Raw genomic sequence first — 23,684 nt, 5'->3', positions numbered from 1 at the left:
GTGAGACCGGCAACGCTGGCACCGATCCGCAATGACGTCAAACCACTGATCCGATATCGGCGCGCGCGTAGCGCGTTAACGCAAGTTCTGCGGTGGCTTTTGCGTTGGCTTTTCGAAAAAGATCATGCTCAATCCCGAAAACAGCACGGGAGAGGAACGCGATGAACGAGCTCGATTTCGGCGGCAAGCAAGTACTGGTGGTCGGCGGCTCCAGCGGCATCGGCAACGGCATCGCGCAGGCCTTCCGCGCCAAGGGCGCGCGCGTTGCCGTGTACGGCACCCGCGCGCAGGCGAGCGACTATTCCACTGAGGAAGGCTCGCATCTCGATGGCCTTGCCTATGCGCAGCTCGACGTCAGCAATCCGCAGGCGATCGAGAGTCTCGCACCGTCGTTCGATCGGCTCGACGTGCTGGTGCTGGCGCAGGGCGCGGTGATTTACCGCCGCGGGGAATTCCAGATGGAAGGTTTCCGCAAGGTGATGGAAGTCAATTTGATGAGCCTGATGGCCTGCGCCACCAAATTCCACGCGATGCTGAGCGCGAGCAAAGGATCGCTGATCATCGTGAGCTCGACCGCAGCCTACCATTCCACCATGGGCAATCCGGCCTACAACGCCTCGAAGACCGGCGCGGTCGGCCTGACGCGCACGCTCGGCGAGGCCTGGGCGGAGAACGGCATCCGCGTCAACGGCATCGCGCCGGGCCTCGTCGACACCAAGATGACCAAGGCGACGACGGCTAATCCAAAGCGGCTCGAAGGCGCGCTCGAGCGCATTCCGCTGAAGCGTCTCGGCACGCCCGCCGACATGGCCGGCGCCGCGCTGTTCCTGGCCTCGCCGCTCGCCTCCTACGTCGTCGGCCAGACCATCGTGGTCGACGGCGGATTGATTCTTTAACTCCAGGAACTTGCGCGAGGTTCAGCGGTTGGCTTCCCGACATTTCAGGGAGTCGTTGTGATGGACAAGGATCGGATTCTCGGTACGGCGAAGGAGTTCGCGGGCAAGGCCGAAGGCGCAGTCGGCGATGTGGCTGGTGATGCGCGCACGCAGGCGTCGGGCCGCGCGCGCGAAGCCGCTGGCGCAGTGCAGGATCTCTACGGCCAGGCCAAGGATGTCGCGCGTGACGCGGCCGACACCGCGGTCAACTACGCCAAGGATGCTTATGCGAACCGCGGCGAGACCGTTCGCAGCGGACAGAAAGCGATGGCGCAAACGGTGCAGGACAATCCGCTCGGATCGCTCCTGATCGCCGGCGGCATCGGCTTCGCGCTGGCGCTGTTGATGACGCGCCAGCCGCGCCGCCCGCCGTCACGCTGGCGCTATTACGGCTGAGCTGCGTAGGGCGGGTTAGCGTTGGTGTAACCCCGCGTCTCTCCGCACATACGACATCGGCGGGTTACGGCTTCGCCTAACCCGCCCTACAGTGTTTCCATGATCTGAACGCGCGCGCCGCCTACTGCCACGGATTCCCCGGCACCGCGGCACGCTGTCCGACATTGCGCGGCGGCCGCGGCGGCGGGGCGACCAGCGGGCGCTGCTGCTGCGGCGCGCCGAATCCGAAGATGTCACGCAGCCAGGGCTGCGTCTGTGGCTGCTGTTGCGGCTGGGCCTGGGCCGGACGGAACACACGTCTCGGCGGCTTCGGCGCGGTGATGATCGAGCCGTCGGGCGCGATTGCGGTGGTGGAGGGCGGCGGATTCGCTGGCCCGGCCGCCGCCGGTGCGGCTGGCGTGGTCGCGGCCACCGGCACGTCGCCCTTGGCTTGCTCGCGTCCGATCTCGCGGCGCGGCCAGGCGAAATCATCGGCGCGGCCGGCCGGCGGCGCCAACGCTTCGCCCTTCACCAGCGTGCGTGCGGCGAGCGCGTCGACCGCGGCAGGCCGCGAGCCGGGGCCGCCGAGCAATTGATCGGTGCCGACCGTGGAGGCGACCAGCGGCAGCACGGGGCCTGCCAGCGGCCGCGGCGCGGGCTTGCCGGGTTCAGTGCTGGTCTCGGGCGTTGCCGGTTCGCTCGGCAGCGCGATCGGGCCGGTGCGCACCGCGAGCAGGCGGGTCACCTCGCGCTCGACATAGTGCGCGAGCTTGCGCGCGCCGGCCTTGGTGAAGAACACGCCGTCATCGGTGCGCAGCTTGCGCGGCTGGCCTTCGAAGTCCGGCCCCTTCGGCATGAAGCGGCCGGCCTCGTCGACAAAGCCGTCCCAGACGTCGACATAGGTGATGCCGGCCTTGCCGGCGCCGTCGCGATAGAGCGCGTCGAGGAACAGCATGTCCGACGTGCCCTTCTGGCCGCGGATCGCGGGCAGGCCGACCCACAGCACCGGCACGCCCTTGCTCTTCAGCACGTTGATCAGCTCCTCGATCTTCTTGCCGTAGAGCTCGACCCAGCGGTCGTCGCGGAATTCATAGAGGCCGTTGGGCGAGCGCGCGGTCTTTTCCGGCGCGGCCTGCGAGTCGGGGTCGGCGTCGTCGGCCGGTAGCTCGGCATCCACCGGCTTGCTGTCGGTCTTGCCGTCGGACTTGCCATCGGTCTTGGCGGCGGCGTCGGGCTTGTCGCCGGGCTTTGCGTCCGGCTTGCCGCGCGCGTCCTTTTTGTCGTCCTTCTTGTCGACCTTCTTCTCCGCGACCGGTTCGCGGATCGCGGTGCGGTCGTTGAGGCCGAGCATCACGACGATGGCGTCGGGGTTCTCGGTGGCGAGAATGCCTTTCGCGGCCGCAGCCCAGTCCGCAGGATCGCCCTTGGGCTGATAGCGGATCAGGCCGGAGACCGTCTTGTGCTTGCGGATGACGCCCATGTCGGGCTGGTCGGAATAGGCATCTTCCAGGCCGTAGGCGAGCCAGTCGGCCATCGCGTCGCCGATCACGAGCACGTTGCGCTCGGCCGCGGCTTCGCGCTTGGCCGGCGGTGGCGCCCGCGAGAAATCCTCGCGCGGCCGCTGCGGCTGTGATTGCGGCTGCTGTTGCTGGAACGGTGCGAAGAAATCGCCCCCGAACCAGCCGCCGCCGCCGTGTTGCGGCGGAGCGCGCCGCTGCGGTTGCGGTGGTCCCCCACCGAAGCCGGGAAAGCCAAAAAACTGCGCCGAGGCGGGCTCGGCAATGCCGACCAACAGCGCAAGCGCCACCGTCAGCGCGACCAGCGGACCGGCTTCGGTGAATAGGCGCAGGAAGGATTTCGGCTTCGCCATCGAGTTCGTCGCAATGATCAGGAAGTACGCGAGCATATTAGCGGAATCGGGCCGCAAGCGGGCAGCTTTTCCACCATAAATCGGGTGCCTCCGGCCGTCGTCAAGGCGCCGGGCAAATATCGGATTTCACGGTTAGTTTTGGGCCCTGGGGCCCAACGCCCATACCCTTAACCCGGATGGCGCGGGCGCCTCATCCGGGGCATAGCCTTCTCCTTTCCCCTGAAAGGGGGAAGGTCGGAATGGGGGGGGCCAGCCACACACACCGTCGCTCGTGGGGAGAGACGATCCCCACCCGCTTTGCTCTCTCGAGCAAAGCGACCTCCCCTTTGCAAGGGGAGGTGAAGAAGCTTCGTAGGCCGCGCTACCGCCCGCGCAGCCGCTCCAGCACCTCGGCGGTGGCAAAACCGTCGGCCGGCGCCCCGATCGACACCTGGAAGCCGCGCAGCGCCTCGCGGGTCTGGCCGCCGAACTGGCCGTCGGGCGTGCCCTTGTAGAAGCCGCGCTGGGCGAGCAGCTGCTGCAGTTCCAGCCGTTCGGCGCGTGACAGCACCCGTTCCTGGCGCGGCCAGGGCTGCACGAAGGGCTGGCCGCCGCGCAGGCGATCGGCGAAATGGCCGATCGCGAGCGCATAGGCCTCGGCCGGGTTGTACTTCATGATCACCCGGAAATTCTGCAGCATCAGGAAGCCCGGACCTTCGGCACCCGCCGGCGCCAGCAGATAGGCCTTGTCGGACGGCCGCGGGAACGGCTGGCCGCCCGGCCGCTTGACGCCGAGCTGCTCCCATTGCGACAGCGGCATCGCCTTGGCGCGATCGGCCAGCATGTAGTTCAAGCCCTGCGGCAGCACCACCTCGTAGCCCCAGCTCGCGCCGGTCTGCCAGCCGTCCTTCTTCAGATTGTTGGCGGTGGAGGCAATCAGGTCGCTCGGATTGTCGACGACGTCGCGGCGGCCGTCGCCGTCGCCGTCGACGGCGTAGCGCTTAAACGCGGTCGGCATGAACTGGGTCGGGCCGAACGCGCCGGCCCAGGAGCCGCGCATCTGCTCGGGTCTGAGATCGCCGCGGTTGAGAATCTCCAGCGCCGACAGGAATTCGTCCTTGAAATAGGCCTGGCGGCGGCCGATGCAGGCGAGCGTCGCGGTCGACTGCACCACGCTGCGATCGCCCATCTGGGTCGAGTAGTTCGACTCGATGCCCCAGATCGCCGCGATGATATAGCGATCGACGCCATAGGCCTTCTCGGTCGCGTCGAACTGCGGCTTGTATTTGGCAAGGATCTCGCGGCCCTTGGCGAGCCTGGCGTCGCTGACGAGAATGTCGAGATAGTCCCAGATCGCCTTGGTGAATTCCGGCTGCGAATCCAGCAGATCCATGATGCGCAGATCGGGCTGCAGGCCCGCGGTGAAGCGCTCGAAATTTTGCTGGGTGATGTTGCGCCGCGCGGCATCCGGCCACATCGCGGCGACGCAGTTCGGGAAGTCGGATGCGGCCTGGCGGATCGCGGCGGCTGTCATCAAGGGATGGCCGGAGGCGCCGTCTTCCCCGCTCCAGGGCGGCGCCGCGCCGTCCTGTCCGGTCGCGGCCTGCGGCGGCGTCGCGGCGTTCCCCGAAAAGATGCTGTCGATCAGGTTGGTCAGGCCGTTGCCGGCCGATTGAGCTTGCGTGCTGCCGGGCAGCAGCAGGGCCAGCGCGATCAAGCTCGCGCTGCAAAGCCTGGTCCTTGATGTTCCGGTCGCGCGCATGTGTCGTATGCCTGTCAAAATCGTGCCGCCTCAGAAGGCCCCGTCACGGTTTCCAATAGCTTAACAAAGGGCAGCATTTGGGGCGTGACGAAATCGCGCGCGATGGTGTGACCGGGACAAATTGCCCGGCGTCGTCAACCCGCCTTTGGCTGTTCCCTGAGACCGGCCAAAACAGCTTCGGCATTCTCGAAGCAGTCGCCGCCCGGCGGCGTGGCTTCGATCCGGGCGATCACGGCCTCCAGCCCGGCCTGTGTTTCAGACAATCGGCGCTGCAGGGCTGCGACCTTGACCACCTTGGCCTTGAGCGCGGCCACCAGCGTGTCGCGGCTCCAGTCTCCCTTGCCGTGGGGCGGCAGCAGGTTCCGGATCTCGTCGAGCGAAAATCCGGCCTGCTGGGCCATCACGATGATCTCGAGGACCTGCCTGGTTCCGCGTGAATACTGCCGATAGCCGTTCAAGCCGCGATCAATCGACCCGATCAGACCCTCTCGCTCATAGAAGCGGATACGCGACGGCGTGAGGCCAGACTTCCGAGCCAGTTCCCCGATCTTCACTGCCGTGCTCCACGCTGCTTGACCTTAAAGTTTACTTTAAGGTTAAGGTGCGCGTAGATCAAGGAACTCGATTAAGGAACTTGATCAAGGAACCTGGCTCATGTCGCCGTTCGACTCCCTCACTCTGCCCAACGGAAGCACCGTTCCCAACCGCATCGCCAAGGCGGCGATGGAGGAGAACATGGCCGACGCCGGGCATCTTCCGTCGGCCGACCTGCTGCGCCTCTATCAGGACTGGGCCGACGGCGGCGCCGGCCTCATCATCACCGGCAACGTCATGATCGATCGCCGCGCCATGACCGGACCGGGTGGCGTCGTGCTGGAGGACGGCACGCCGCTTGAGGCGTTCCGAAACTGGGCGCGGATCGGCCAGGCCAAGGGCGCGCAAATCTGGCTGCAGCTCAATCATCCGGGTCGGCAGATGATGAAAAACATGGGCCAGCAGACTCTGGCGCCATCGGCGGTGCCGCTCGATCTCGGCAAGCATTCGAACCTGTTTGCGATGCCCAAAGCGATGACCGAGCACGACATCGACGAGGTGATCGCGCGCTTCGTCACGGCCGCGCAACTTGCAGAGCAAGCCGGCTTCTCCGGCGTGCAGATCCACGCGGCGCACGGCTATCTGATCAGCCAGTTCCTGTCGCCGTTGACCAACCGGCGCACCGACGGCTGGGGCGGCTCGCTGCAAAATCGGGCGCGTCTGTTGATCGAAACCGTCAAGGCGGTCCGCGCCGCGGCGTCGCCCGGCTTCTCCGTTGCGGTCAAATTGAACTCGGCCGATTTCCAGCGCGGCGGCTTCGATGCAGCGGACGCAAAGACGGTCGTCGAGATGCTGAACGAATTGCCCGTGGATCTGGTGGAACTGTCGGGCGGCAGCTACGAGGCGCCGGCGATGCAGGGCGATGCGCGCGATGGCCGCACGCTGGGGCGCGAGGCCTATTTCCTCGACTTCGCACGCGGTATCGCAGGGGTCGCCAGGATGCCGGTCATGGTCACCGGCGGCATTCGCCGCATCGGCGTCGTGCACCAGGTCCTCGACAGCGGCGTCGCCATCGCGGGTATCGCCACTGCGCTCGCCATCAGGCCGGATCTGCCGAACGCCTGGCGCAGGGGTGAGGATCTGCGGCCAGAAGTCGCGCCGATCAGCTGGAAGAGCAAGCCGCTGGCCTCGCTTGCCGCCATGGCCGTCGTGAAATTCCAGCTGCGGCGGTTGAGCCGGGGCCGCATCGCAAATCCGAACGTTTCGCCGCTGAAGGCGTTGGTTCTGGCCCAGTTGCGCACGGCGTTGCTCACCCGCAAATATCGCCGCTGGATCGCGGCATCGGCCGCCGCGGCGGCTGCCTCTCACGGCGCGCCGATCTCGTCACGCGCGAATGCGCGCGCCGTCGGGATGCCTCGGTAGGCCGGCCGCTCAAGGTGCTCGGGTTAACAAGGCGGATTGCTGCGCATCACACATCCGCCTTTGTTCTCGGCTGCAAAACGGGTACGAAGAAGCGATTACATTTCGCGCCGTCCCACCCGTTTCAAGGCTCCCGATAATCCCATGAAGATCCGCAAAGCCGTATTTCCCGTCGCCGGTCTCGGCACCCGCGTGCTGCCCGCTACCAAGGCGATGCCGAAGGAGATGCTGACGATCGTCGACAAGCCCCTGATCCAGTACGTGGTCGATGAGGCCCGTGAGGCCGGCATCGAGCACTTCGTGTTCGTCACCGGCCGCAACAAGGGCGTCATCGAGGATCATTTCGACCGCATGTTCGAGCTCGACACCACGCTCGCACAGCGCGGCAAGAAGACCGAGCAGGACATCCTGGCGCAGAACCAGCCGGAAGCCGGCGCGATGAGCTTCACCCGGCAGCAATCGCCGCTTGGGCTCGGCCACGCGGTGTGGTGCGCGCGCGACATCGTCGGCAACGAGCCGTTCGCGGTGGTGCTGCCGGACGAACTGGTGCTGAACACGCCGGGCTGCCTGAAGCAGATGATCGACGCCGCCAACAAGCTTGGCGACAAGTCGAACGTGATCGCGGTCGAGGCGGTGCCCGACGAGCTCACCCATCAATACGGCATCTGCGGCGTGGGAACACGCACCGGCAACATCTTCGAGGTCGACGGCATGGTCGAGAAGCCGCCGAAGGGCACCGCGCCGTCGAACCTGTCGATCACCGGCCGCTATATCCTGCAGCCGGAAATCTTCAACATCCTGGCCACGCAGGAGCGCGGCGCCGGCGGCGAGATCCAGCTCACCGACGCGATGATCGGGCTTGCCAAGACGCAGAAGTTCTACGGCGTCGAGTTCGAGGGCGAGCGCCACGATTGCGGCTCCAAGCCCGGCTTCCTCCGCGCCAATATCGCCTTCGGCCTCAAGCGTGCCGAGCTGCGCGAAGGCCTGATCGCCGAGATGAAGAAATATCTGGAGAAGTAGGGGCGCTGCCCCATCACGTCATTCGCCGCGAGACCGCGGACGATGATTCACAGACCGCGCAACATATTCGATGTCGTCCCTGCGAAAGCAGGGACGACAGCTGTAATTATGGCGCGACGTGTGCGTCAAACACGGACGGCATCGTCTCCGCCGCACCCCGACTCAATCAAGCCACCTTCCTTCGCCCCGCCCGTTTCGTTGGCTCTTTCGCGCCATCGCCCTTCGGCGCGCGCAGCTCGCGGGCGGCGAGCGAGACCACTTCGGCGATCTGCTGCAGCTGCGCGGCGAGCGGGCTGGTCTTGCGCCAGACCATGCCGATGGTGCGCGAGGGCTGCGGGTTCTTGAAGCGCGAGACCGTCACGGGCGCGGAGCGCGTCTCGACCGTCACCGCCATCTCGGGGATCAGGGTGACGCCGATGCCGGCGCCGACCATCTGCACCAGTGTCGACAGCGAGCTCGCATCCAGCACCTCGCGCGGCGGCGACGACGGTTGCATGTTGCAGAACGACAGCGCCTGGTCGCGGAAGCAATGGCCTTCCTCGAGCAGTAACAGCCGCATCTCGCGCAGCATCTCGGCGCTCGGCACCGGCGTCCTGGCGTCCTGGCCCGGCCGCACCAGCAGGAAATTCTCGGAGAACAGCGCGACCTCGGTCAGCGACGGTTCATGCACCGGCAGTGCGACGATCGCGGTGTCGAGCCGGCCCTCGGCGACTGCCTTGATCAGCTTCGGCGTCAGCGTCTCGCGAACATGGATGTCGAGCTCGGGATGCAGCCGAGCCAGGGTCTCGATCACCCTCGGCAGCAGATATGGCGCAATCGTCGGGATCATGCCGACGCGCAGGCGACCGGCGAGCTTGTCGCGCGAAGCGCGCGCGAAGTCGCCGAGCTCGTCGACCGAGCGAAGGATGTCGCGCACGCGGTGCAGCAGGTCCTCGCCGAAGGTCGTCAGGGTGACCTGTCGGGCATTGCGTTCGATCAGCACGCCGCCGACCGCTCGTTCCAATTCGCGGATCTGCATCGACAGCGCCGGCTGCGACACCGCGCAGGCATCCGCGGCGCGCCCGAAATGCCCGTGCTGCGCCAGCGCATCGAAATACCTCAGTTGCCGGAGTGTGACATTTATCATCAGATTATCTTATTGGCGCGATCATTAAAGTCAATTTCACCTGATGGATTGGGACGCGTAGAATCGTTCCTGGAAGAGCTCCAGCGCATTCCAGAATCCATCACCTCGGAGAAGAAACATGGACGCAAAAACCGACGACGGCGCGGGCAAATGCCCATTCACGGGCGGGCCCCGCGGGCACGCGAATCGCGACTGGTGGCCGGAGACGCTCGACGTTCAGGTGCTGCATCACAATTCCAGCCTGTCCGATCCGATGGGCAAGGGCTTCGACTACGCCAAGGAATTCAAGTCCCTCGATCTCAACGCCGTGATCAAGGACCTCACGGCCTTGATGACGACGTCGCAGGAATGGTGGCCGGCCGACTTCGGCCATTACGGCGGCTTGATGATTCGCATGGCCTGGCACTCGGCGGGAACCTATCGCATCACCGACGGCCGCGGCGGCGCCGGTGCCGGTCAGCAGCGTTTCGCCCCGCTCAACAGCTGGCCTGACAACGCCAACCTCGACAAGGCGCGCCGGCTGCTGTGGCCGATCAAGCAGAAATACGGCCGCAAGATCTCCTGGGCCGACCTGATGGTCCTCGCCGGCAACGTCGCGCTGGAATCGATGGGCTTCAAGACGTTCGGGTTTGCGGGAGGCCGCGCCGACGTGTGGGAGCCGGAAGAGCTGTTTTGGGGTCCGGAAGGCACCTGGCTCGGCGACGAGCGCTATAGCGGCGAGCGTCAGCTCTCCGAGCCGCTCGGCGCGGTGCAGATGGGCCTGATCTACGTCAACCCGGAAGGCCCGAACGGCAATCCGGACCCGGTTGCCGCGGCCAAGGACATCCGCGAGACGTTCTTCCGCATGGCGATGAACGACGAGGAGACGGTTGCGCTGATCGCCGGTGGCCACACCTTCGGCAAGACCCACGGTGCGGGCGATCCGTCGCTGATCGGGCCGGAGCCGGAAGGCAGCGCGATCGAGGATCAGGGCTTGGGGTGGAAGAGCAAGTTCGGCACCGGCGTCGGCGCTGACGCGATCACCGGCGGTCCCGAGGTGACCTGGACCCAGACCCCGACCAAATGGAGCAACCACTTCTTCGAGAACCTGTTCAAGTACGAATGGGAGCTGACGAAGAGCCCGGCCGGTGCGAAGCAGTGGAAGGCAAAGGGCGCGGACGCCGTCATTCCGGACGCGTTCGATTCGTCGAAGAAGCATGTCCCGACCATGCTGACCACCGACCTGTCGCTGCGCTTCGACCCGGCCTATGAGAAGATCTCGCGCCGGTTCTATGAGCATCCGGATCAGTTCGCGGACGCCTTCGCCCGCGCCTGGTTCAAGCTCACGCACCGCGACATGGGTCCGATCGCGCGCTATCTCGGCCCGCTGGTGCCGAAGGAGACGCTGATCTGGCAGGATCCGGTGCCGGCGCTCGATCACCCCGTGATCGACGACAAGGATATCGAGGCGCTCAAGGCGAAGATCCTCGCTTCGGGTCTCTCGGTGTCCGAACTGGTGTCGACCGCCTGGGCCTCGGCCTCGACCTTCCGCGGCTCCGACAAGCGCGGCGGCGCCAACGGCGCGCGCATCCGCCTTGCTCCGCAGAAGGACTGGGATGTCAACGAGCCGGCCCAGCTCAAGGGGGTGCTGGCCAAGCTCGAAGCCATCCAGAAGGAGTTCGGCAAGAAGGTCTCGCTCGCCGATCTGATCGTGCTCGGCGGCGCGGCCGCGATCGAGAAGGCGGCGAAGGACGGCGGCACCCATGTGAAGGTCCCCTTCACGCCGGGCCGCACCGATGCGACGCAGGACCAGACCGACGTCGAATCGTTCGCTGCGCTCGAGCCGCGGGCTGACGGCTTCCGCAACTACATCAGCGGCAAGCATCAGTTCCTGCAGCCCGAGGAGGCATTGGTCGACCGTGCGCAGCTCCTGCGGCTGACCGGACCGGAATTGACGGTCCTCGTCGGCGGCCTGCGCGTGCTCGGCGCCAATGCCAAGAAGTCGAAGCACGGCGTCTTCACCGGCAAGCCGGGGACGCTGAGCAACGACTTCTTCCTCAACCTGCTCGACATGGGCACGGTGTGGAGCGATGCCGGCCAGGGCGTCTATGAAGGCCGCGACCGCAAGACCAAGGCGGTGAAGTGGACTGGCACCCGCGTCGACCTGATCTTCGGCTCGCACTCGCAGCTGCGCGCGTTCGCCGAGGTCTACGGCTCGTCGGATGCCAAGGAGCAGTTCGTGAACGACTTCGTCGCGGCCTGGGCCAAGGTGATGAACGCCGATCGCTTCGATCTCGCCAAGTAAATTGGACGAGTAAGCGGCCGGTAACGGCAATCAGGGACAGGGCGACGCTTCGGCGCCGCCCTGTTTCATTTGGGGGATGCAATTATGAAGACGAAAGGCTTTCCGCAGCTTTGCTCAGTCGTGCAGCTTCATGTCCCGGATCATCTCCTCGAACTCCGCCTGCGTCGGAATCGCCGGTGGCGATTGCGCTGCGCTGCTCGTCACGATGGGAGCATCGCACTGCGAGGCCCCGCGCGAAGGCTCGAAGATCGCGGTCAGGCTCGCCCAGCACACCAGGAGAGCCACGATCCAGTCCAGTACATTGGATGCCGTCATTGCAGCACCGGTATCAGCATTTCCATGCGATGATGGTGCAGCCGACACGGCGCTTGCGCAATTCGGAAGCTACGAAACGTGACTTCGGCGTAGCCGATGGGAGTGCCGAAGGCTGGACGCTATCCGGTCCGCGCCCGGCGTCCCTCGATCGGATAGGCGGGATCGTTGAAGCCCGGCGTCGAGGGATGGCCGGTGACGACGAGGCGATCGATCAGGGCTTCGTCCTCGGCGGTGAAGCGATAATCGAGCGCGCGGATGTAGTCGTCCCATTGCGCTTCGGTGCGCGGGCCTGCAATGACCGCGCTGACGAACGACGAGTTCAGCACCCAGGACACCGCGAACTGGCCGGCGGTGATGCCGCGGCTCTCGGCGTGGCGCTTGATCTCCTGCGCGAGCTGCAGCGATTCCGGCCGCCACTCGGTCTGCATCATGCGCTTGTCGTTGCGGCCGGCGCGGGTGTCGGCAGGCGGCGCCGCGTCCGGTGCGTATTTGCCGGTCAGCACGCCGCGCGCCAGCGGGCTATAGGGCACGATGCCGAGGCCGTAATAGGCGCAGGCCGGGAAATGCTCGACCTCCGGCATCCGGTTCATCGCATTGTAATAGGGCTGGCTCGCGACGGGACGGTCGATGCCGAGCCGGTCGCAGATGTTGCAGATCTCGGCGACGCGCCAGGCGCGGTAGTTGGAGACACCGAAATAGCGCACCTTGCCGGCGCGGATCAGGTCGCCCATCGCGCGCACCGTCTCGTCGAGCGGCGTCGCGTGGTCTTCCTTGTGCAGATAGTAGACGTCGATGTAATCGGTGCCGAGCCGCTTCAGGCTCTCGTCAGCGGCCTGCAACACCCAGCGCCGCGACAGCCCGCCATGGTTCGGATCGTCGCCGATCGGATTGGCGAGCTTGGTCGCGAGCACCCAGCCCGAACGGCTGTTCGAGATCGCGCGTCCCACGACCTCCTCGGACTTGCCGCCATTATAGGCGTCGGCGCTGTCGATGAAATTGATGCCGGCCTCGCGCGCCTTCGCCGCGATCCGTGACGAGGTCGCCTCGTCGGTCGGCCCCCCGAACATCATGGTGCCCAAGCAGATCGGCGAAACCTTCAGGCCGCTGCGGCCGAGCTGGCGATATTGCATCGGGGAGGCTCCCTAGCTGTCGTTCTTCAAGATCTTGAACACGCCGCTGGCCATCGCGATGCAGCGCTTGTCGACGGTCACCTCGGTCGTGATGAAGATCAGGCTGCGGGTCGAGCGCACCACGCGCGGCCGCGTCGTCAGGATTTCGCCGATCTTGCCGGCCTCGACGAAATGGGTGTCGAGCTGCACCGTCGCAAGCGTCGGCTTGCCCGAGACGAAGCGCGCGGCCATGCCGCAGGCGCGGTCGGCAAAGGTCATGATCACGCCGCCCTGCACCAGGCCGCGGCGATTATGGTGCTTGTCCTCGGTGATCAGCGCGAGCTCGAGCGCGCCGTCCTTCAACCGCTCCCACAACGGGCCGATCAGTGTCAGGAAACCCGTGGTGTCGGCGATCTTCCAGCCGTCGGATTTGAGCTTGTCCGCGGCCTTGGCCGTCATGAGGAGGGATCCCTTGCTTTGAGATGATTGATCGCAGGAGGCATGTCGTTCCGCTCATTTCATCAAACGCTGTTGTGTTGTAGTCAAGCTCCATGGCCCGCACATTTGACGATGCCACCCGGCGGAATATCGCAGAGCTCTGCGCCGCATTCTCGCGCCTCGCGCCGGCGGATGCGGCGCCGACGCTGAAGCGCGCGGCGGTCGCGATCGCGCTGACCGAAGGTGATGACGGCAACGGCACGGCCTTCCTGCTGACCCGCCGCAGCGCGCGCTTGCGTGCCCACAGCGCGCAATGGGCGCTGCCGGGTGGACGCTGCGATGCCGGCGAGACACAGACCCAGGCTGCGCTGCGCGAACTGCACGAGGAGCTTGGGCTGGCGCTGTCCGAACGCGACGTGCTCGGCATGCTCGACGATTATCCGACGCGGTCCGGCTATCTGATCACGCCGGTCGTGGTCTGGGCCGGTGCGCCGGCGGCGATCACGCCGAACCCGGACGAGGTCGCATCCGTTCATCGCATCGGTCTCGATGCTGTCGAGCTCGACGATGCATTCACCTTCGTCGCGATTCCCGAGAGCGCGCGGCGCGTGATCCGCTTCCGGCTCGGTGGTCAGCAGATCCATGCGCCGACCGCCGCGCTGATCTATCAGTTCCGTGAGGTGCTCGCCGGCCGCAACACCCGCGTGGCCGATCTCGAGCAGCCGGTGTTCGCATGGAAGTGACGAACCTCGGCCAGGCGGTGGCGCACCGCATCTCCACGGCATTCCTCGGGGAACACCGCATTGTGGCGAAAATTCTGGACCTGATCGCGGCATCCGGCCGCTTGCGCTCCGGACATTTCCGGGCTGACTTCGCGGCGGCGCTTGCTACAACGAGGCCATGCGCCCGCAATTGATTCGCCTCGTTCCTGGATTTGTCGCGCTCGCGCTCGCCGCCGGCGCGCCGTCCGTACTGGCCGGCGAGGCCGATGCGTTGCCGCCGTCCGTCGCCAATGCGATGGCGCAGGCCTCGCCGCAGGCGATCATGGAATATCGCCGCAAGCTGCAGGAATATCAGGAGGCCCGCGACGCCTTCGAGCAGGACGCCAGCGCCTACTGGAGCGCGATCGCCGACAAACGGCGCGGCCGCAACGCCAAGCGCCGCGACCGCGTGCAGATCACGCTGGACGATTACGTGCTGCAGCAGCCGCCGGTCTATGAGGGCCCGAAGCGGCCGGTCAATCCGGCGCCGGAAGAAGAGGGCGGCAAGCCGCCGCGCCCGCCCAAAACCATACCGGTGGTCTCGGATCTGGTCAGGGCGGCGGCCGAACAATTCCAGTTCGCGCCGCAGCGTCCGTCGAGCGAGGTCGAGTTCAAGCGCGCCTATGCCCGCTACGCGCGCGCGGCGGGGCTGACGCCGGAGCAGGCGGTGCGGGTCTATTCGTTCGAGACCGGCGGCACCGGCAATTACGACGTGCAGGCGGGCATCGAGCACGGAGGCAAGCGCGCGATCTCCACCGCGATGGGCTACAACCAGCTGCTCACCACCAACACCGTCGAGCTCTTGGCCGAGCAGGGCCATGAATTCGTACGGGATCTGACCGCGCGGGTGGCGGCGACGCAGGGGCCGGCGCGCAAGGCCATGGAGCACAAGCTCGCGGTGCTGAAGAAGATGGTCGCATTCACGCGGACCGTGCCCGACGACTGGTCGGCACATCAGCGCCTCGCCGACACGCCGCAGGGCTGGGCGTGTCACGCCATGGTGCTCGACATCGATATCGGCCCGATGCTGCAGACCCACAAGCTGCTGACCTCGGTGATCTTCGCCCGCAACAAGGGCTACACAAGACCGCTGACCGCGGCCGAGCTCGAGATGATGAACCTGACCGGCGACGGCACCGGGCTCGACATGGTGACCATGCCGCAGGCGATGCGCGAGCAGGTGCCGACCACGAATTTCTTCCAGCGCTCCGGCTACGAACGCAATCCGGTCGCGATCCGACACAACACCGTGGCCAAGCTGCTCGCCATCACCAACGAGCGGATGGATTTCAACAGCAACAAGCCCGGCGCCAGGGAATTGGCCGCGGCGTTCTGAGGTCTGCTGAAGACGTCAGAGCTTCGGTTCTGGTTGAATCAGAACCGAAGCTCTAGACCCTTCTCTCGACGCGTTTCTTCACGCGTACCGGCGTCCACTTCGCTCGAAAACGCTCTCTAGTTCGAGCCGAACATGAACTTGCCGTCGCCCTCGAGATAGGGCCCGGAGCGCATGTAGAGCTGGCCGTTGCGGCCGATGAAGAACAGCGTCCCCTTCGGCACCTTCTTGGCGCCCTTCAGCAGCGTGTTGGCATTGTTGGTCCCCATCTTGTAGGCCCAGGTCTTGCCTTCCTTGTCATAGGCGTAGCCCATGTCGGTCTTCAGCTCCCAGGGCGCAGCCTCCTGCGCGAATGCGCATGTCGTCAGCGCGGCAAACGCCGCAGTCGCAACAAAGGTCTTGGTCAAAAAATGCGTCATGATCCACCTCCGGCCGAGAAAAACGGCGTCGTCCCCACGTTCTTGAACAAATCACGAACGGCATTTGCGCGTCAATACGACAATCGGCGCGACCGCAATCGTCCATCAGCGACTTTGTGATTTCCCGCATCAAGCTTGGCGACTATCTTCGCGTTACCGTTTACAAACGGTTCGATTGCCGGAAACACTACCTGGGGATGATCGGGATGAACCACGTCATGAAGATCGGTATCGGTGTCGCTCTGTCGTTCATGGCGCTGGCGTCAGTCGCGCAGGCGGACGAGTTCAAGCTCTCCAACAACCAGCGGATCTCCTGCAGCCGCGGCCTGTCGGCCGGCAAGCTCAACACGTCGACCTGCAAGTCCTACGCCTATCTGTTCAACGCCAAGACCTCCGAATACTTCCGCTGCCAGGTCTCGCTGGCGCTGACGCGGGACAACAAGGAGGTCATCAACGTGCAGGCCGACGGCGGCTGCACCAAGAAGCCGCGCATCTTCGACACCGACGGCAACTACACGTTCGACGCCACCGAGACCGAGCCGCCGAACACCAATTCGTTCTTCGGTCCGGGCGGCTATGCGATCTGGGCCAGCGACACCAACACCCAGAAGATCCGCGGCTGCATCACCATCTCATCCGGTCTCGGCTCCGACATCTCGAAATGCCTCGACATGACGTTTCAGTGACGGCGGCGCGGGCCACGTGATGCGCAAGCTGCGCCCGGCCCCGCTGTGCCGCTCCTGGCTGTTTCTCGAAGGTGCCAACGAGGCGGTCCTGCAGAGCGCGGCCGCCGGCGGCGCCGATGTGCTGATCCACGAGCTCGAGGACTTTACCCCGCCGCCGCTGCGCCCGAGGGCGCGGGCGCTGGCGGCCGAGCTCTACGCGGCCTGGCGCGAGCAGGGCGTGGTGGTCGCGGTCCGCGTCAATCCGCTGGACCAGGACGGCATGGACGATCTTGCCGCCGTGATGCGCGGCCATCCTGACATCGTCGCGCTGCCGAAGGTCGCCGAGCCGCACCATGTCGCAAGGCTCGACGAGGCGGTGGCGCGGTTCGAGCGCGACTATGGCATCGCCGAGGGATCGACGTCGCTGTTGCCGAACATCGAGTTCGCGCGCGGCCTGGTGCAGACCGGCGGGATCGCTGCGGCGAGCCGGCGCACCATCGGTTGCCTGATGGCCTCCGAAGACCTCGCCGCCGATCTCGGCGCCGAGCGCGGCAGCGACGGCCTGGAGCTTGCGTACGCGCGGCAGCGCTTCATCGTCGAATGTCGCGCCGCCAATGTGGTCGCGGTCGACTGTCCCTACACCTGGAGCGACGTCGCGGGCGTCGAACGCGACACGATCTGGGCACGACGGCTGGGCTACACCGCAAAGAGCCTGGTCGATCCTGCGCATGCCGCCATCGTCAACGGCATCCTCACGCCGAGCGAGGATGAGTTGCGCCAGGCGGCCAGGATCGTCGCGGCGTTCGAAGCGGCGCGGGCACAGGGCCTTGGGCGCGTCGAATTTGACGGCTCGCTGCTGGAAGTCCCGACCTATTCCAACGCTAAGCGCCTGATCGCGCGCGGCGAAGCGCTGCGTGCGATTAATCACAACGTTCGAGCCTGACCGCAGGCCATGCCTCAGGACGCCGGCTGTTTCTCCGAGAAGTGCATGCGCGAGCGGGCGAACTTCTTGACGCCCATCGGCTTGCCGAACAGGTAGCCCTGGACCTGATCGAAATCCATCTCGTGCGCCGCAAGAAAGTCCGCGCGCGTCTCGACCCCCTGCGCAATAACCTGCGCGCCGGCGTCGTGTGCGAGCTCGACGATACGCCGGCACACCGTCTGCTTCAGGCGCTGATCCGCGCAACCGGTGACGTATTGATGGTCGACCTTCAGCTGGACGAACGGAAAGTTCGGCAATCCCAGCAAGGATGGCCAGTTCGCGCCGACATTGTCGATCGAGATGCCGATATTGTGCAGGCGAACGCGCCGGGCGACATCGATCGCCAAATCGAGATTGTCGACCACCTCGGCGCTGTCGATCTCGATCAGCAGGCCGGCGAAGGCGGCATGATCCGGAATCCGGTAGCAAAGCTCGCGCACCGCGTGATCGTCGGCGAGAAACGAGATCGGCAGGTTGATCGAGAGATCGACCGGTCCGACCTGTTCGAGGAGATAGCGCCAGTCTTCGATGGCGCGCTCGATCACGAACTCGGACAGCGCATGAAAATGCGGATCGCTTTCGTCGGGGATGAAGTAGGCAGGCGGCACGACGCCCCATGCGGGATGGCGCATCCGGATCAGCGCCTCGGCGCCGCTCGGAACCAATGTCCGGAGATGGATTTTCTGCTGATACCACAGCTCGAGCCAGCCGGCCTTCAGCGCTTCGGGCACATCCACTGCCGGGCTCGGTGCGGGCTCGAGCGGCATCAATGACGCAAGACTGTCACGAAGGGTTCCGGCGCTGAACGGGGTGGAGAGGGCCGGCAGCATGGCGATGCCGTATTCGTCGCCGATCTGCCGGACCGCTTTGACGATGATGGAGTCCGGCTGGCCGATGACGAGGACCTTGCCGCCGTAGTCCTTTCTCACCAAAGTCTCGAGAATTTTACTGACTTCGATGCCGTCCACGGACACGCCGAGCACCAGAAGATCGGGCCGTTCCGCGTCCAGCACGGTGTCGAGTTCCAAAGCCTGGCCGCATTCGCTGGTGATGAAGCCGAGGTCTTCCAGCGCCTCTGCGAGGAAGGTCCGAAGGTGTTTCTTGCTGTCCGCAATGCATGCGCGTGGGGTCAGCTTGCGATGTCCGAACCAGCCGGCTCGCGTTTGTCCGATGTGACTGATGTGGTTCATGCCCCGCCTTATCCGTAATTACCCCGGCCTGACTCGTACATCCAAGAGCGGAGGCAATCATGGAAATTTCTGGTTCATACATTGATTGGCTCGCTAACCTTAAAGCATTCAATTCGACTCAAATGTTTCCGGAATCGCCGCGTCTTGCCGCGGTTACAGGCGCAACAAATGCGTCATCTGGCGTTCATGAGAGCAATCGTGTCCGTCGCTGCATCGCGCCGGAAACGTTGTGCGCGTGTGTCATCGTGAGACGACGTTAATGACTGTGATGTCGGGTCGATGCAGAAGCGGAATTGCACCATTGTCGGACATCAAATCGAGTTGCCGCCGAGCACCAACGGCGAATCAGATCATCCGTTCTGCGATGCCAATGCAGTCGTGCCTGATGTCGTCGTGGCCGTTCGCAATGTCTTCGGCATCAATGCGCAGTAGCCGATCAGCCCGGCGCAAGCGACGGCCGCAAGGAACAGGAGGCGGCGCGCGCAGAGCTCCTGCGCAGGTAAAGTGGTGCTGCTATCAGGGAATTTCGGCCCTGCATGCGTCATTTGGATGGGTTGACCCGGCAGGAGCGTGCGGCCAATTTCCGGCCCGGCTTAGGGGAGAATAATACTCATGAATTCAAGGTTGATGGCCGCCGCGATCGTGGCCGCCAGTGTTTTGTCCGCGCCTGTCGCACAGGCCCAGCAGTTCATTAACGTGCTCACCGGCGGCACCTCGGGCGTCTACTATCCGCTCGGCGTCGCGATCGGGAAGATCTACGGCGACAAGATCCCTGACGTGAAGACCCAGGTGCAGGCGACCAAGGCCTCGGTGGAGAACCTGGTGCTGCTGCAGCAGGGCAGGGGCGAGATCGCCTTCACGCTCGGCGATTCGCTGAAGGCCGCCTGGGAAGGCGACGCCGAGGCCGGCTTCAAAAACAAGCTCGACAAGCTGCGCACCATCGGCGCGATCTATCCGAACTACATCCAGATCGTCGCCACCGCCGAAAGCGGCATCAGGACGCTCGCCGATCTGAAGGGCAAGAGCCTGTCGGTCGGCGCGCCGAAGTCCGGCACCGAGCTCAACTCGCGCGCGATCCTGGCGGCCGCCGGCATGAGCTACAAGGATCTCGGCAAGGTCGAGTATCTGCCGTTCGCCGAATCGGTCGACCTGATGAAGAATCGCCAGCTCAGCGCCACGCTGCAGTCCGCCGGCCTCGGCGTCGCCTCGCTGAAGGACCTCTCGACCTCGAGCGAGATCACCGTGGTGGCCGTGCCGAAGGAGACCGTCGACAAGATCGGCCCGCCCTTCGTCTCCGTGATCATTCCGGCCAACACCTATACCGGCCAGGACAAGGATGTGCCGACCGCTGCGGTCGTGAACTACCTCGTCACCTCCAGCGCGGTGTCGGACGATCTCGCCTATCAGATGACCAAGCTGGTCTACGAATCGCTGCCGGAACTCGCCAATGCCCACGCCGCGGGCAAGGAGATCAAGCTCGCGACCGCCGCGACCGGCAGCCCGGTGCCGCTGCATCCCGGCGCGATCCGCTATTACAAGGAAAAGGGCCTGATCAAGTAGGGCCGGGCCGTCTATTCCTCGCCGTCATTGCGAGGAGCGAAGCGACGAAGCAATCCATTCCTTCGCTTGCGGTGCGATGGATTGGTTCGCGGAGCCTGTCATCCGGCGGCGCTTCGCGGCGACCGGGTGGCTCGCAATGACGGGGCGCGTTTTCGTGACGCGGCTTTCGGTGGGCGGAGTCGGTGGTTATAAGCGTCGCGGGCACGGCGGGGGACTAATCATATGCAGCGGCAGGTTGCGGGCGAGCAGCTCATCAAGGTTGAATTCGACAATTTCGAGCATGGTTTTCCGGAAGGTTTTGGCCCGGGCGCCTGGGGCCATCTGGCCTATGCCATCGGTCTCGCCTTTGCGGTGTTCCAGCTCTATGTCGCGGCCTTCAATTATTTGCCGAGCCAGGTGGTGCGCGGCGTCCATGTCGGCTTCCTGATTCTGCTGACCTTCGGCCTGATCGGCAATTTCACCGCCAGGACCGATTTCGGCCGCGCGGTGAGCTGGATCGTCGGCGCCGCCGGTTTCCTCTGCGGGCTCTATCAGTGGATCTTCTATGCCGACCTGATCGCCCGCGACGGCGATCCGACGCACATGGATCTCGCGGTCGGCACGTTACTCGCGGTGCTGATCTTCGAGGGCACGCGGCGGCTGATGGGGGCGGCGCTGCCGCTGATGTGCGGCGCCTGTCTGCTCTACTGGTTCTTTGGACAATATCTGCCGTCGCCCTTCAACCATCGCGGCTATGACTTCGACCAGATCGTCACCCATCTTTCGTTTGGGACCGAAGGCTTCTACGGCGTGCCGATCTATGTCTCGGCGACCTACATCTTCCTGTTCATCCTGTTCGGCTCGTTCCTGGAGCGTGCCGGCATGATCCAGCTGTTCACCGACGTCTCGCTCGGCCTGTTCGGCCGCACCCGCGGCGGGCCGGCCAAGGTCGCGGTGTTCGCCTCGGGCATGATGGGCACGATCTCGGGCTCCGGCGTCGCCAACGTCGTCACCGTCGGCCAGTTCACGATTCCGCTGATGATCAAGTTCGGCTATCGCCGCGCGTTCGCAGCCGGCGTCGAAGCTACCGCCTCGATGGGCGGCCAGATCATGCCGCCGGTGATGGGCGCGGTCGCCTTCATCATGGCCGAGACGCTTGGCGTTCCCTATTCGGAGATCGTCAAGGCCGCCGTGATTCCGGCGATCCTGTATTTCGCCTCGGCGTTCTGGATGGTGCACCTGGAAGCCGGCAAGCACGGCTTGGTCGGCATGAAGCGCTCGGAGATCCCGAGCGCCTGGAAGGCGCTGGTCGCCCGCTGGTATCTCGTCTTGCCACTCGCGGCGCTGGTCTACATGCTGTTCGAGGGCTTCACGCCGCTCTATGCCGGCAGCATGGGGCTCGCGTTGACGGTCGCGCTGATCCTCGGCGCCAGCATCACGCTCGGCGTCTCCAACACCATAGTGCGCTACATCTTCTGGATCGGACTCGCGCTGGTGGTTGCCGCGGTCTCGCGCCATGGGCTCGAGATCGTTCCGGTGGCGAGCGTCGTCGCAGGCCTGATCGTGATCGCCGCGATCACGCACGGCGGTCGCGCCACGCTCAGGGCCTGCCGTGACTCGCTCGCCGACAGCGCCAAGTCGGCGCTGACCGTCGGCATGGCCTGCGCCATCGTCGGCACCATCATCGGGATGATGACGCAGACCGGCGTCGGCACCATCTTCGGCAGCTGGATCATCGGGCTCGGCGCCAAGAGCCTGTTCCTCGCGCTGATCATGACCATGCTGCTGTCGATCCTTCTCGGCACCGGCATCCCGACGATCCCGACCTACATCATCACCGCGGCGCTCGCCGCGCCTGCGCTGGCCAAGCTCGGTGTGCCGCTGATCGCAAGCCACATGTTTGCGTTCTACTACGGCATCATGGCCGACCTCTCGCCGCCGGTGGCGCTCGCGGCGCTGGCGGCGGCGCCGATCGCCAAGGAGAATCCGGACAAGATCGGCTGGGAGGCGATGCGGATCGCGCTTGCCGGCTACGTCATTCCCTTCATCTTCGTCTATTCGCCGGCGCTGATGCTGCAAGCGGGCGATCCGATGCAGGCGCAGCTCGGCTTCTACGGCGCGGTGGCGCTGGCGAGCTTCAAGGCGCTGGTGGCGATCGCGCTGTTCGGCATCGTCGCGATCGGCTTCCTGTTCACGCGGCTGACCTTTATCGAGATTCTGGTTGCCTTCGGTGCTGCGCTCTGCCTGCTCGGTGACTTCCAGTTCTCGGATACGGCGGGCTTTACTCTCGCCGCAGCGGTCGTGCTGTGGCAATGGCGGCAGCGCCCGCGCAACGCGATCGCGGCGGCTTGAGCCTCTGCCTTGCATCCGCGGGTGTCGTGAAGACGCTGTCGATCGCAGCCTTCACGCTCGCCTGGACGCATTCGATCGAGAAGACCGCCTGGCAGGAAGACTGGCTGGTCACGCCGGCCGGACTGACGCTGCAACAGGCGCGCATCAAGGGCACGGGGGCCGGCATGGAGCCGCCGCCGGAAGCGCGCCTCACTGACGGCTGGTTTCAATGGTCGCCGCCGCCTGTGCCGAGGGCGGAGGTCGTGCTTGGCAATTCCGGCGCGGCGGGCGAATGGCATCTGTGCGAGGCGGGACGCTGCCAGACGCTATCGGAGATTTTCGGCCATCCGATCGGTGCTAATGTCACAACGATGAGTTTGTGTAAAAGTCCGTAGCTCGCATGAGCGGAGCGATATGCGGGGACACCGCCCCGGATATCGCTGCGCCCACGCGGGCTACGATCGTCACAACAACAAACGGGAGAACAAGCGATGGATCGGCTCAAGGGCAAGGTTGCGATGGTGGTCGGCGCGGGCTCGATCGGGCCCGGCTGGGGCAATGGCAAGGCGACCGCCGTCACCTTCGCGCGCGAGGGTGCCAGCGTGTTCTGCGTCGATCGCAACGGCGCCGCGGCCGAAGAGACGGTCAAGATCATCACCGGCGAGGGCGGCAAGGCGACCGCATTCACCGCCGACGTCTCGCGCGCCAGCGAGGTCGAGGCGATGGTCGCGGCCTGCCTGAAGACCTATGGCCGCATCGACGTGCTCGACAACAATGTCGGCATCGCCGAGGTCGGAAGCGTGGTGGAAGTCGCGGAAGCCGACTGGGACCGCGTCTTCGCGGTCAACCTCAAGAGCGCCTATCTGTCGATGAAGCACGTCATTCCGGTCATGATCAAGCAGGGCGGCGGCTCGATCATCAACATCTCCTCGATCGCCTCGATCCGCCACGTCGGCATTTCCTATGTCAGCTACAATGCGAGCAAGGCGGCGATGAACCAGATGACGCGCTCGACCGCGGTCGAGTTCGCCTCCAAGCATGTGCGCGTCAACGCGATCTTGCCGGGATTGATGAAGACGCCGATGGTCGAACACTCGGCGGGGCTGGCGCAGAGTTACGCCAAGGGTGATGTCGAGGCGATGTGGCGCGCCCGCGACGCGCAGGTGCCCATGGGGCACATGGGCGACGCCTGGGACGTCGCCAATGCCGCGCTGTTCCTGGCGTCGGACGAATCGAAATACGTCACCGGCATCGAGCTCGTGGTCGACGGCGGCATCACCTCGAAGTCGGGCGCTTGA

The 23,684-nt window shown here is 65.2% G+C and carries 23 protein-coding genes; 14 read left to right on the top strand and 9 right to left on the bottom strand.

The genetic code is table 11. The features are described from left to right. Nucleotides 1-161: 161 nt before the first annotated feature. On the top strand, nt 162-896 hold the full coding sequence (locus HAP47_RS37145; RefSeq protein ID WP_173643763.1) for an SDR family NAD(P)-dependent oxidoreductase: 735 nt from the start codon (nt 162-164) through the stop codon (nt 894-896). 60 nt (nt 897-956) lie between these two features. Continuing rightward, nucleotides 957-1,331, top strand: a complete 375-nt coding sequence (locus HAP47_RS37140) for a CsbD family protein (protein ID WP_173643764.1) — start codon at nt 957-959, stop codon at nt 1,329-1,331. 121 nt (nt 1,332-1,452) lie between these two features. Here HAP47_RS37140 and HAP47_RS37135 read toward each other — a convergent pair whose 3' ends face one another. The 3 genes from HAP47_RS37135 to HAP47_RS37125 all read right to left on the bottom strand — a co-directional run bounded on the left by HAP47_RS37135 (nt 1,453) and on the right by HAP47_RS37125 (nt 5,475). Further along, nucleotides 1,453-3,180, bottom strand: coding sequence for an SGNH/GDSL hydrolase family protein (locus HAP47_RS37135; protein WP_173643951.1), 1,728 nt, complete (start codon nt 3,178-3,180; stop codon nt 1,453-1,455). Between the two features lie 361 nt (nt 3,181-3,541). Continuing rightward, complete coding sequence (locus HAP47_RS37130) at nt 3,542-4,921, bottom strand: lytic murein transglycosylase (protein WP_173643765.1); 1,380 nt, start codon at nt 4,919-4,921, stop codon at nt 3,542-3,544. A 134-nt stretch (nt 4,922-5,055) separates the two neighbouring features. Next, nucleotides 5,056-5,475, bottom strand: coding sequence for a MerR family transcriptional regulator (locus HAP47_RS37125; protein ID WP_173643766.1), 420 nt, complete (start codon nt 5,473-5,475; stop codon nt 5,056-5,058). A gap of 100 nt (nt 5,476-5,575) precedes the next feature. On the opposite strand from HAP47_RS37125, the gene HAP47_RS37120 reads away from it, so the two are divergent. Then, a complete protein-coding gene (locus HAP47_RS37120; protein ID WP_173643767.1) occupies nt 5,576-6,877 on the top strand; it encodes an NADH:flavin oxidoreductase/NADH oxidase family protein in 1,302 nt (433 codons plus the stop codon). A gap of 141 nt (nt 6,878-7,018) precedes the next feature. Then, nucleotides 7,019-7,894: a UTP--glucose-1-phosphate uridylyltransferase GalU gene (gene galU, locus HAP47_RS37115; RefSeq protein ID WP_173643768.1), complete on the top strand. Its 876-nt coding sequence runs from the start codon at nt 7,019-7,021 to the stop codon at nt 7,892-7,894. Nucleotides 7,895-8,060: 166 nt separating this feature from the next. Here the strand turns inward: galU and HAP47_RS37110 are convergent, their stop codons facing one another. Beyond that, a complete protein-coding gene (locus tag HAP47_RS37110) occupies nt 8,061-9,020 on the bottom strand; it encodes a LysR substrate-binding domain-containing protein (RefSeq protein ID WP_173643769.1) in 960 nt (319 codons plus the stop codon). A gap of 118 nt (nt 9,021-9,138) precedes the next feature. On the opposite strand from HAP47_RS37110, the gene katG reads away from it, so the two are divergent. Next, entirely contained in the window at nt 9,139-11,304 is a 2,166-nt protein-coding gene (gene katG, locus HAP47_RS37105; protein ID WP_173643770.1) for a catalase/peroxidase HPI, read from the top strand. Between the two features lie 114 nt (nt 11,305-11,418). Here the strand turns inward: katG and HAP47_RS37100 are convergent, their stop codons facing one another. From HAP47_RS37100 to HAP47_RS37090, 3 genes are all read right to left on the bottom strand, one after another. After that, the gene (locus HAP47_RS37100; protein ID WP_173643771.1) at nt 11,419-11,619 is read right to left on the bottom strand and encodes a hypothetical protein; all 201 of its coding nucleotides are present in this window, start codon (nt 11,617-11,619) and stop codon (nt 11,419-11,421) included. Between the two features lie 119 nt (nt 11,620-11,738). Then, nucleotides 11,739-12,749: an aldo/keto reductase gene (locus tag HAP47_RS37095; RefSeq protein ID WP_173643772.1), complete on the bottom strand. Its 1,011-nt coding sequence runs from the start codon at nt 12,747-12,749 to the stop codon at nt 11,739-11,741. Nucleotides 12,750-12,761: 12 nt separating this feature from the next. Next, nucleotides 12,762-13,187 (bottom strand): PaaI family thioesterase, encoded by a 426-nt coding sequence (locus HAP47_RS37090; protein ID WP_173643773.1) that lies wholly within the window; start codon nt 13,185-13,187, stop codon nt 12,762-12,764. A gap of 92 nt (nt 13,188-13,279) precedes the next feature. Between HAP47_RS37090 and HAP47_RS37085 the strand changes: the two genes are divergently transcribed. Together HAP47_RS37085 and HAP47_RS37080 are read left to right on the top strand one after the other, a co-directional pair. Beyond that, nucleotides 13,280-13,909: an NUDIX hydrolase gene (locus tag HAP47_RS37085; RefSeq protein WP_173643774.1), complete on the top strand. Its 630-nt coding sequence runs from the start codon at nt 13,280-13,282 to the stop codon at nt 13,907-13,909. A gap of 157 nt (nt 13,910-14,066) precedes the next feature. Continuing rightward, on the top strand, nt 14,067-15,263 hold the full coding sequence (locus tag HAP47_RS37080; protein ID WP_173643775.1) for a hypothetical protein: 1,197 nt from the start codon (nt 14,067-14,069) through the stop codon (nt 15,261-15,263). A gap of 116 nt (nt 15,264-15,379) precedes the next feature. Here the strand turns inward: HAP47_RS37080 and HAP47_RS37075 are convergent, their stop codons facing one another. After that, nucleotides 15,380-15,679 (bottom strand): hypothetical protein, encoded by a 300-nt coding sequence (locus tag HAP47_RS37075; protein ID WP_173643776.1) that lies wholly within the window; start codon nt 15,677-15,679, stop codon nt 15,380-15,382. 206 nt (nt 15,680-15,885) lie between these two features. On the opposite strand from HAP47_RS37075, the gene HAP47_RS37070 reads away from it, so the two are divergent. Beyond that, entirely contained in the window at nt 15,886-16,365 is a 480-nt protein-coding gene (locus HAP47_RS37070; protein ID WP_173643777.1) for a hypothetical protein, read from the top strand. A 19-nt stretch (nt 16,366-16,384) separates the two neighbouring features. Next, nucleotides 16,385-17,287, top strand: a complete 903-nt coding sequence (locus tag HAP47_RS37065) for an HpcH/HpaI aldolase/citrate lyase family protein (RefSeq protein ID WP_210285302.1) — start codon at nt 16,385-16,387, stop codon at nt 17,285-17,287. Between the two features lie 14 nt (nt 17,288-17,301). On the opposite strand, the gene HAP47_RS37060 is transcribed toward HAP47_RS37065, so the two are convergent. Further along, nucleotides 17,302-18,516: an EAL domain-containing response regulator gene (locus HAP47_RS37060; RefSeq protein ID WP_173643779.1), complete on the bottom strand. Its 1,215-nt coding sequence runs from the start codon at nt 18,514-18,516 to the stop codon at nt 17,302-17,304. Nucleotides 18,517-18,795: 279 nt separating this feature from the next. Between HAP47_RS37060 and HAP47_RS37055 the strand changes: the two genes are divergently transcribed. From HAP47_RS37055 to HAP47_RS37035, 5 genes are all read left to right on the top strand, one after another. Further along, nucleotides 18,796-18,948, top strand: coding sequence for a hypothetical protein (locus HAP47_RS37055; protein ID WP_173643780.1), 153 nt, complete (start codon nt 18,796-18,798; stop codon nt 18,946-18,948). A gap of 180 nt (nt 18,949-19,128) precedes the next feature. Beyond that, entirely contained in the window at nt 19,129-20,076 is a 948-nt protein-coding gene (locus HAP47_RS37050) for a TAXI family TRAP transporter solute-binding subunit (protein WP_173643781.1), read from the top strand. 222 nt (nt 20,077-20,298) lie between these two features. Beyond that, a complete protein-coding gene (locus HAP47_RS37045; RefSeq protein WP_173643782.1) occupies nt 20,299-22,407 on the top strand; it encodes a TRAP transporter permease in 2,109 nt (702 codons plus the stop codon). Next, the gene (locus HAP47_RS37040; RefSeq protein ID WP_173643783.1) at nt 22,368-22,781 is read left to right on the top strand and encodes a DUF1850 domain-containing protein; all 414 of its coding nucleotides are present in this window, start codon (nt 22,368-22,370) and stop codon (nt 22,779-22,781) included. The genes HAP47_RS37045 and HAP47_RS37040 overlap by 40 nt, the downstream gene beginning before the upstream one ends. A gap of 96 nt (nt 22,782-22,877) precedes the next feature. Continuing rightward, nucleotides 22,878-23,684 carry an SDR family NAD(P)-dependent oxidoreductase gene (locus tag HAP47_RS37035; RefSeq protein ID WP_173643784.1) on the top strand — a complete coding sequence of 269 codons (807 nt, stop codon included), beginning with the start codon at nt 22,878-22,880 and terminating at the stop codon, nt 23,682-23,684.

Origin of the sequence: Bradyrhizobium sp. 41S5, assembly GCF_011516665.3 — a bacterium.
GTDB classification, from domain to species: domain Bacteria; phylum Pseudomonadota; class Alphaproteobacteria; order Rhizobiales; family Xanthobacteraceae; genus Bradyrhizobium; species Bradyrhizobium quebecense.
This window is presented reverse-complemented; position numbering and strand designations above follow the sequence as displayed.

What these genes read in the sequence shown, in the direction of transcription:
- HAP47_RS37060 (WP_173643779.1), bottom strand. Translation starts at nt 18,516, where the DNA reads ATGAACCACATCAGTCACATCGGACAAACGCGAGCCGGCTGGTTCGGA.
- HAP47_RS37070 (WP_173643777.1), top strand. Translation starts at nt 15,886, where the DNA reads ATGAACCACGTCATGAAGATCGGTATCGGTGTCGCTCTGTCGTTCATG.
- HAP47_RS37145 (WP_173643763.1), top strand. Translation starts at nt 162, where the DNA reads ATGAACGAGCTCGATTTCGGCGGCAAGCAAGTACTGGTGGTCGGCGGC.
- HAP47_RS37055 (WP_173643780.1), top strand. Translation starts at nt 18,796, where the DNA reads ATGCAGAAGCGGAATTGCACCATTGTCGGACATCAAATCGAGTTGCCG.
- HAP47_RS37090 (WP_173643773.1), bottom strand. Translation starts at nt 13,187, where the DNA reads ATGACGGCCAAGGCCGCGGACAAGCTCAAATCCGACGGCTGGAAGATC.
- HAP47_RS37035 (WP_173643784.1), top strand. Translation starts at nt 22,878, where the DNA reads ATGGATCGGCTCAAGGGCAAGGTTGCGATGGTGGTCGGCGCGGGCTCG.
- katG (WP_173643770.1), top strand. Translation starts at nt 9,139, where the DNA reads ATGGACGCAAAAACCGACGACGGCGCGGGCAAATGCCCATTCACGGGC.
- HAP47_RS37120 (WP_173643767.1), top strand. Translation starts at nt 5,576, where the DNA reads ATGTCGCCGTTCGACTCCCTCACTCTGCCCAACGGAAGCACCGTTCCC.
- HAP47_RS37045 (WP_173643782.1), top strand. Translation starts at nt 20,299, where the DNA reads ATGCAGCGGCAGGTTGCGGGCGAGCAGCTCATCAAGGTTGAATTCGAC.
- HAP47_RS37080 (WP_173643775.1), top strand. Translation starts at nt 14,067, where the DNA reads ATGCGCCCGCAATTGATTCGCCTCGTTCCTGGATTTGTCGCGCTCGCG.
- HAP47_RS37135 (WP_173643951.1), bottom strand. Translation starts at nt 3,180, where the DNA reads ATGGCGAAGCCGAAATCCTTCCTGCGCCTATTCACCGAAGCCGGTCCG.
- HAP47_RS37050 (WP_173643781.1), top strand. Translation starts at nt 19,129, where the DNA reads ATGAATTCAAGGTTGATGGCCGCCGCGATCGTGGCCGCCAGTGTTTTG.
- HAP47_RS37100 (WP_173643771.1), bottom strand. Translation starts at nt 11,619, where the DNA reads ATGACGGCATCCAATGTACTGGACTGGATCGTGGCTCTCCTGGTGTGC.
- HAP47_RS37130 (WP_173643765.1), bottom strand. Translation starts at nt 4,921, where the DNA reads ATGCGCGCGACCGGAACATCAAGGACCAGGCTTTGCAGCGCGAGCTTG.
- HAP47_RS37085 (WP_173643774.1), top strand. Translation starts at nt 13,280, where the DNA reads ATGGCCCGCACATTTGACGATGCCACCCGGCGGAATATCGCAGAGCTC.
- HAP47_RS37040 (WP_173643783.1), top strand. Translation starts at nt 22,368, where the DNA reads ATGGCGGCAGCGCCCGCGCAACGCGATCGCGGCGGCTTGAGCCTCTGC.
- HAP47_RS37065 (WP_210285302.1), top strand. Translation starts at nt 16,385, where the DNA reads ATGCGCAAGCTGCGCCCGGCCCCGCTGTGCCGCTCCTGGCTGTTTCTC.
- HAP47_RS37075 (WP_173643776.1), bottom strand. Translation starts at nt 15,679, where the DNA reads ATGACGCATTTTTTGACCAAGACCTTTGTTGCGACTGCGGCGTTTGCC.
- HAP47_RS37095 (WP_173643772.1), bottom strand. Translation starts at nt 12,749, where the DNA reads ATGCAATATCGCCAGCTCGGCCGCAGCGGCCTGAAGGTTTCGCCGATC.
- HAP47_RS37110 (WP_173643769.1), bottom strand. Translation starts at nt 9,020, where the DNA reads ATGATAAATGTCACACTCCGGCAACTGAGGTATTTCGATGCGCTGGCG.
- HAP47_RS37140 (WP_173643764.1), top strand. Translation starts at nt 957, where the DNA reads ATGGACAAGGATCGGATTCTCGGTACGGCGAAGGAGTTCGCGGGCAAG.
- galU (WP_173643768.1), top strand. Translation starts at nt 7,019, where the DNA reads ATGAAGATCCGCAAAGCCGTATTTCCCGTCGCCGGTCTCGGCACCCGC.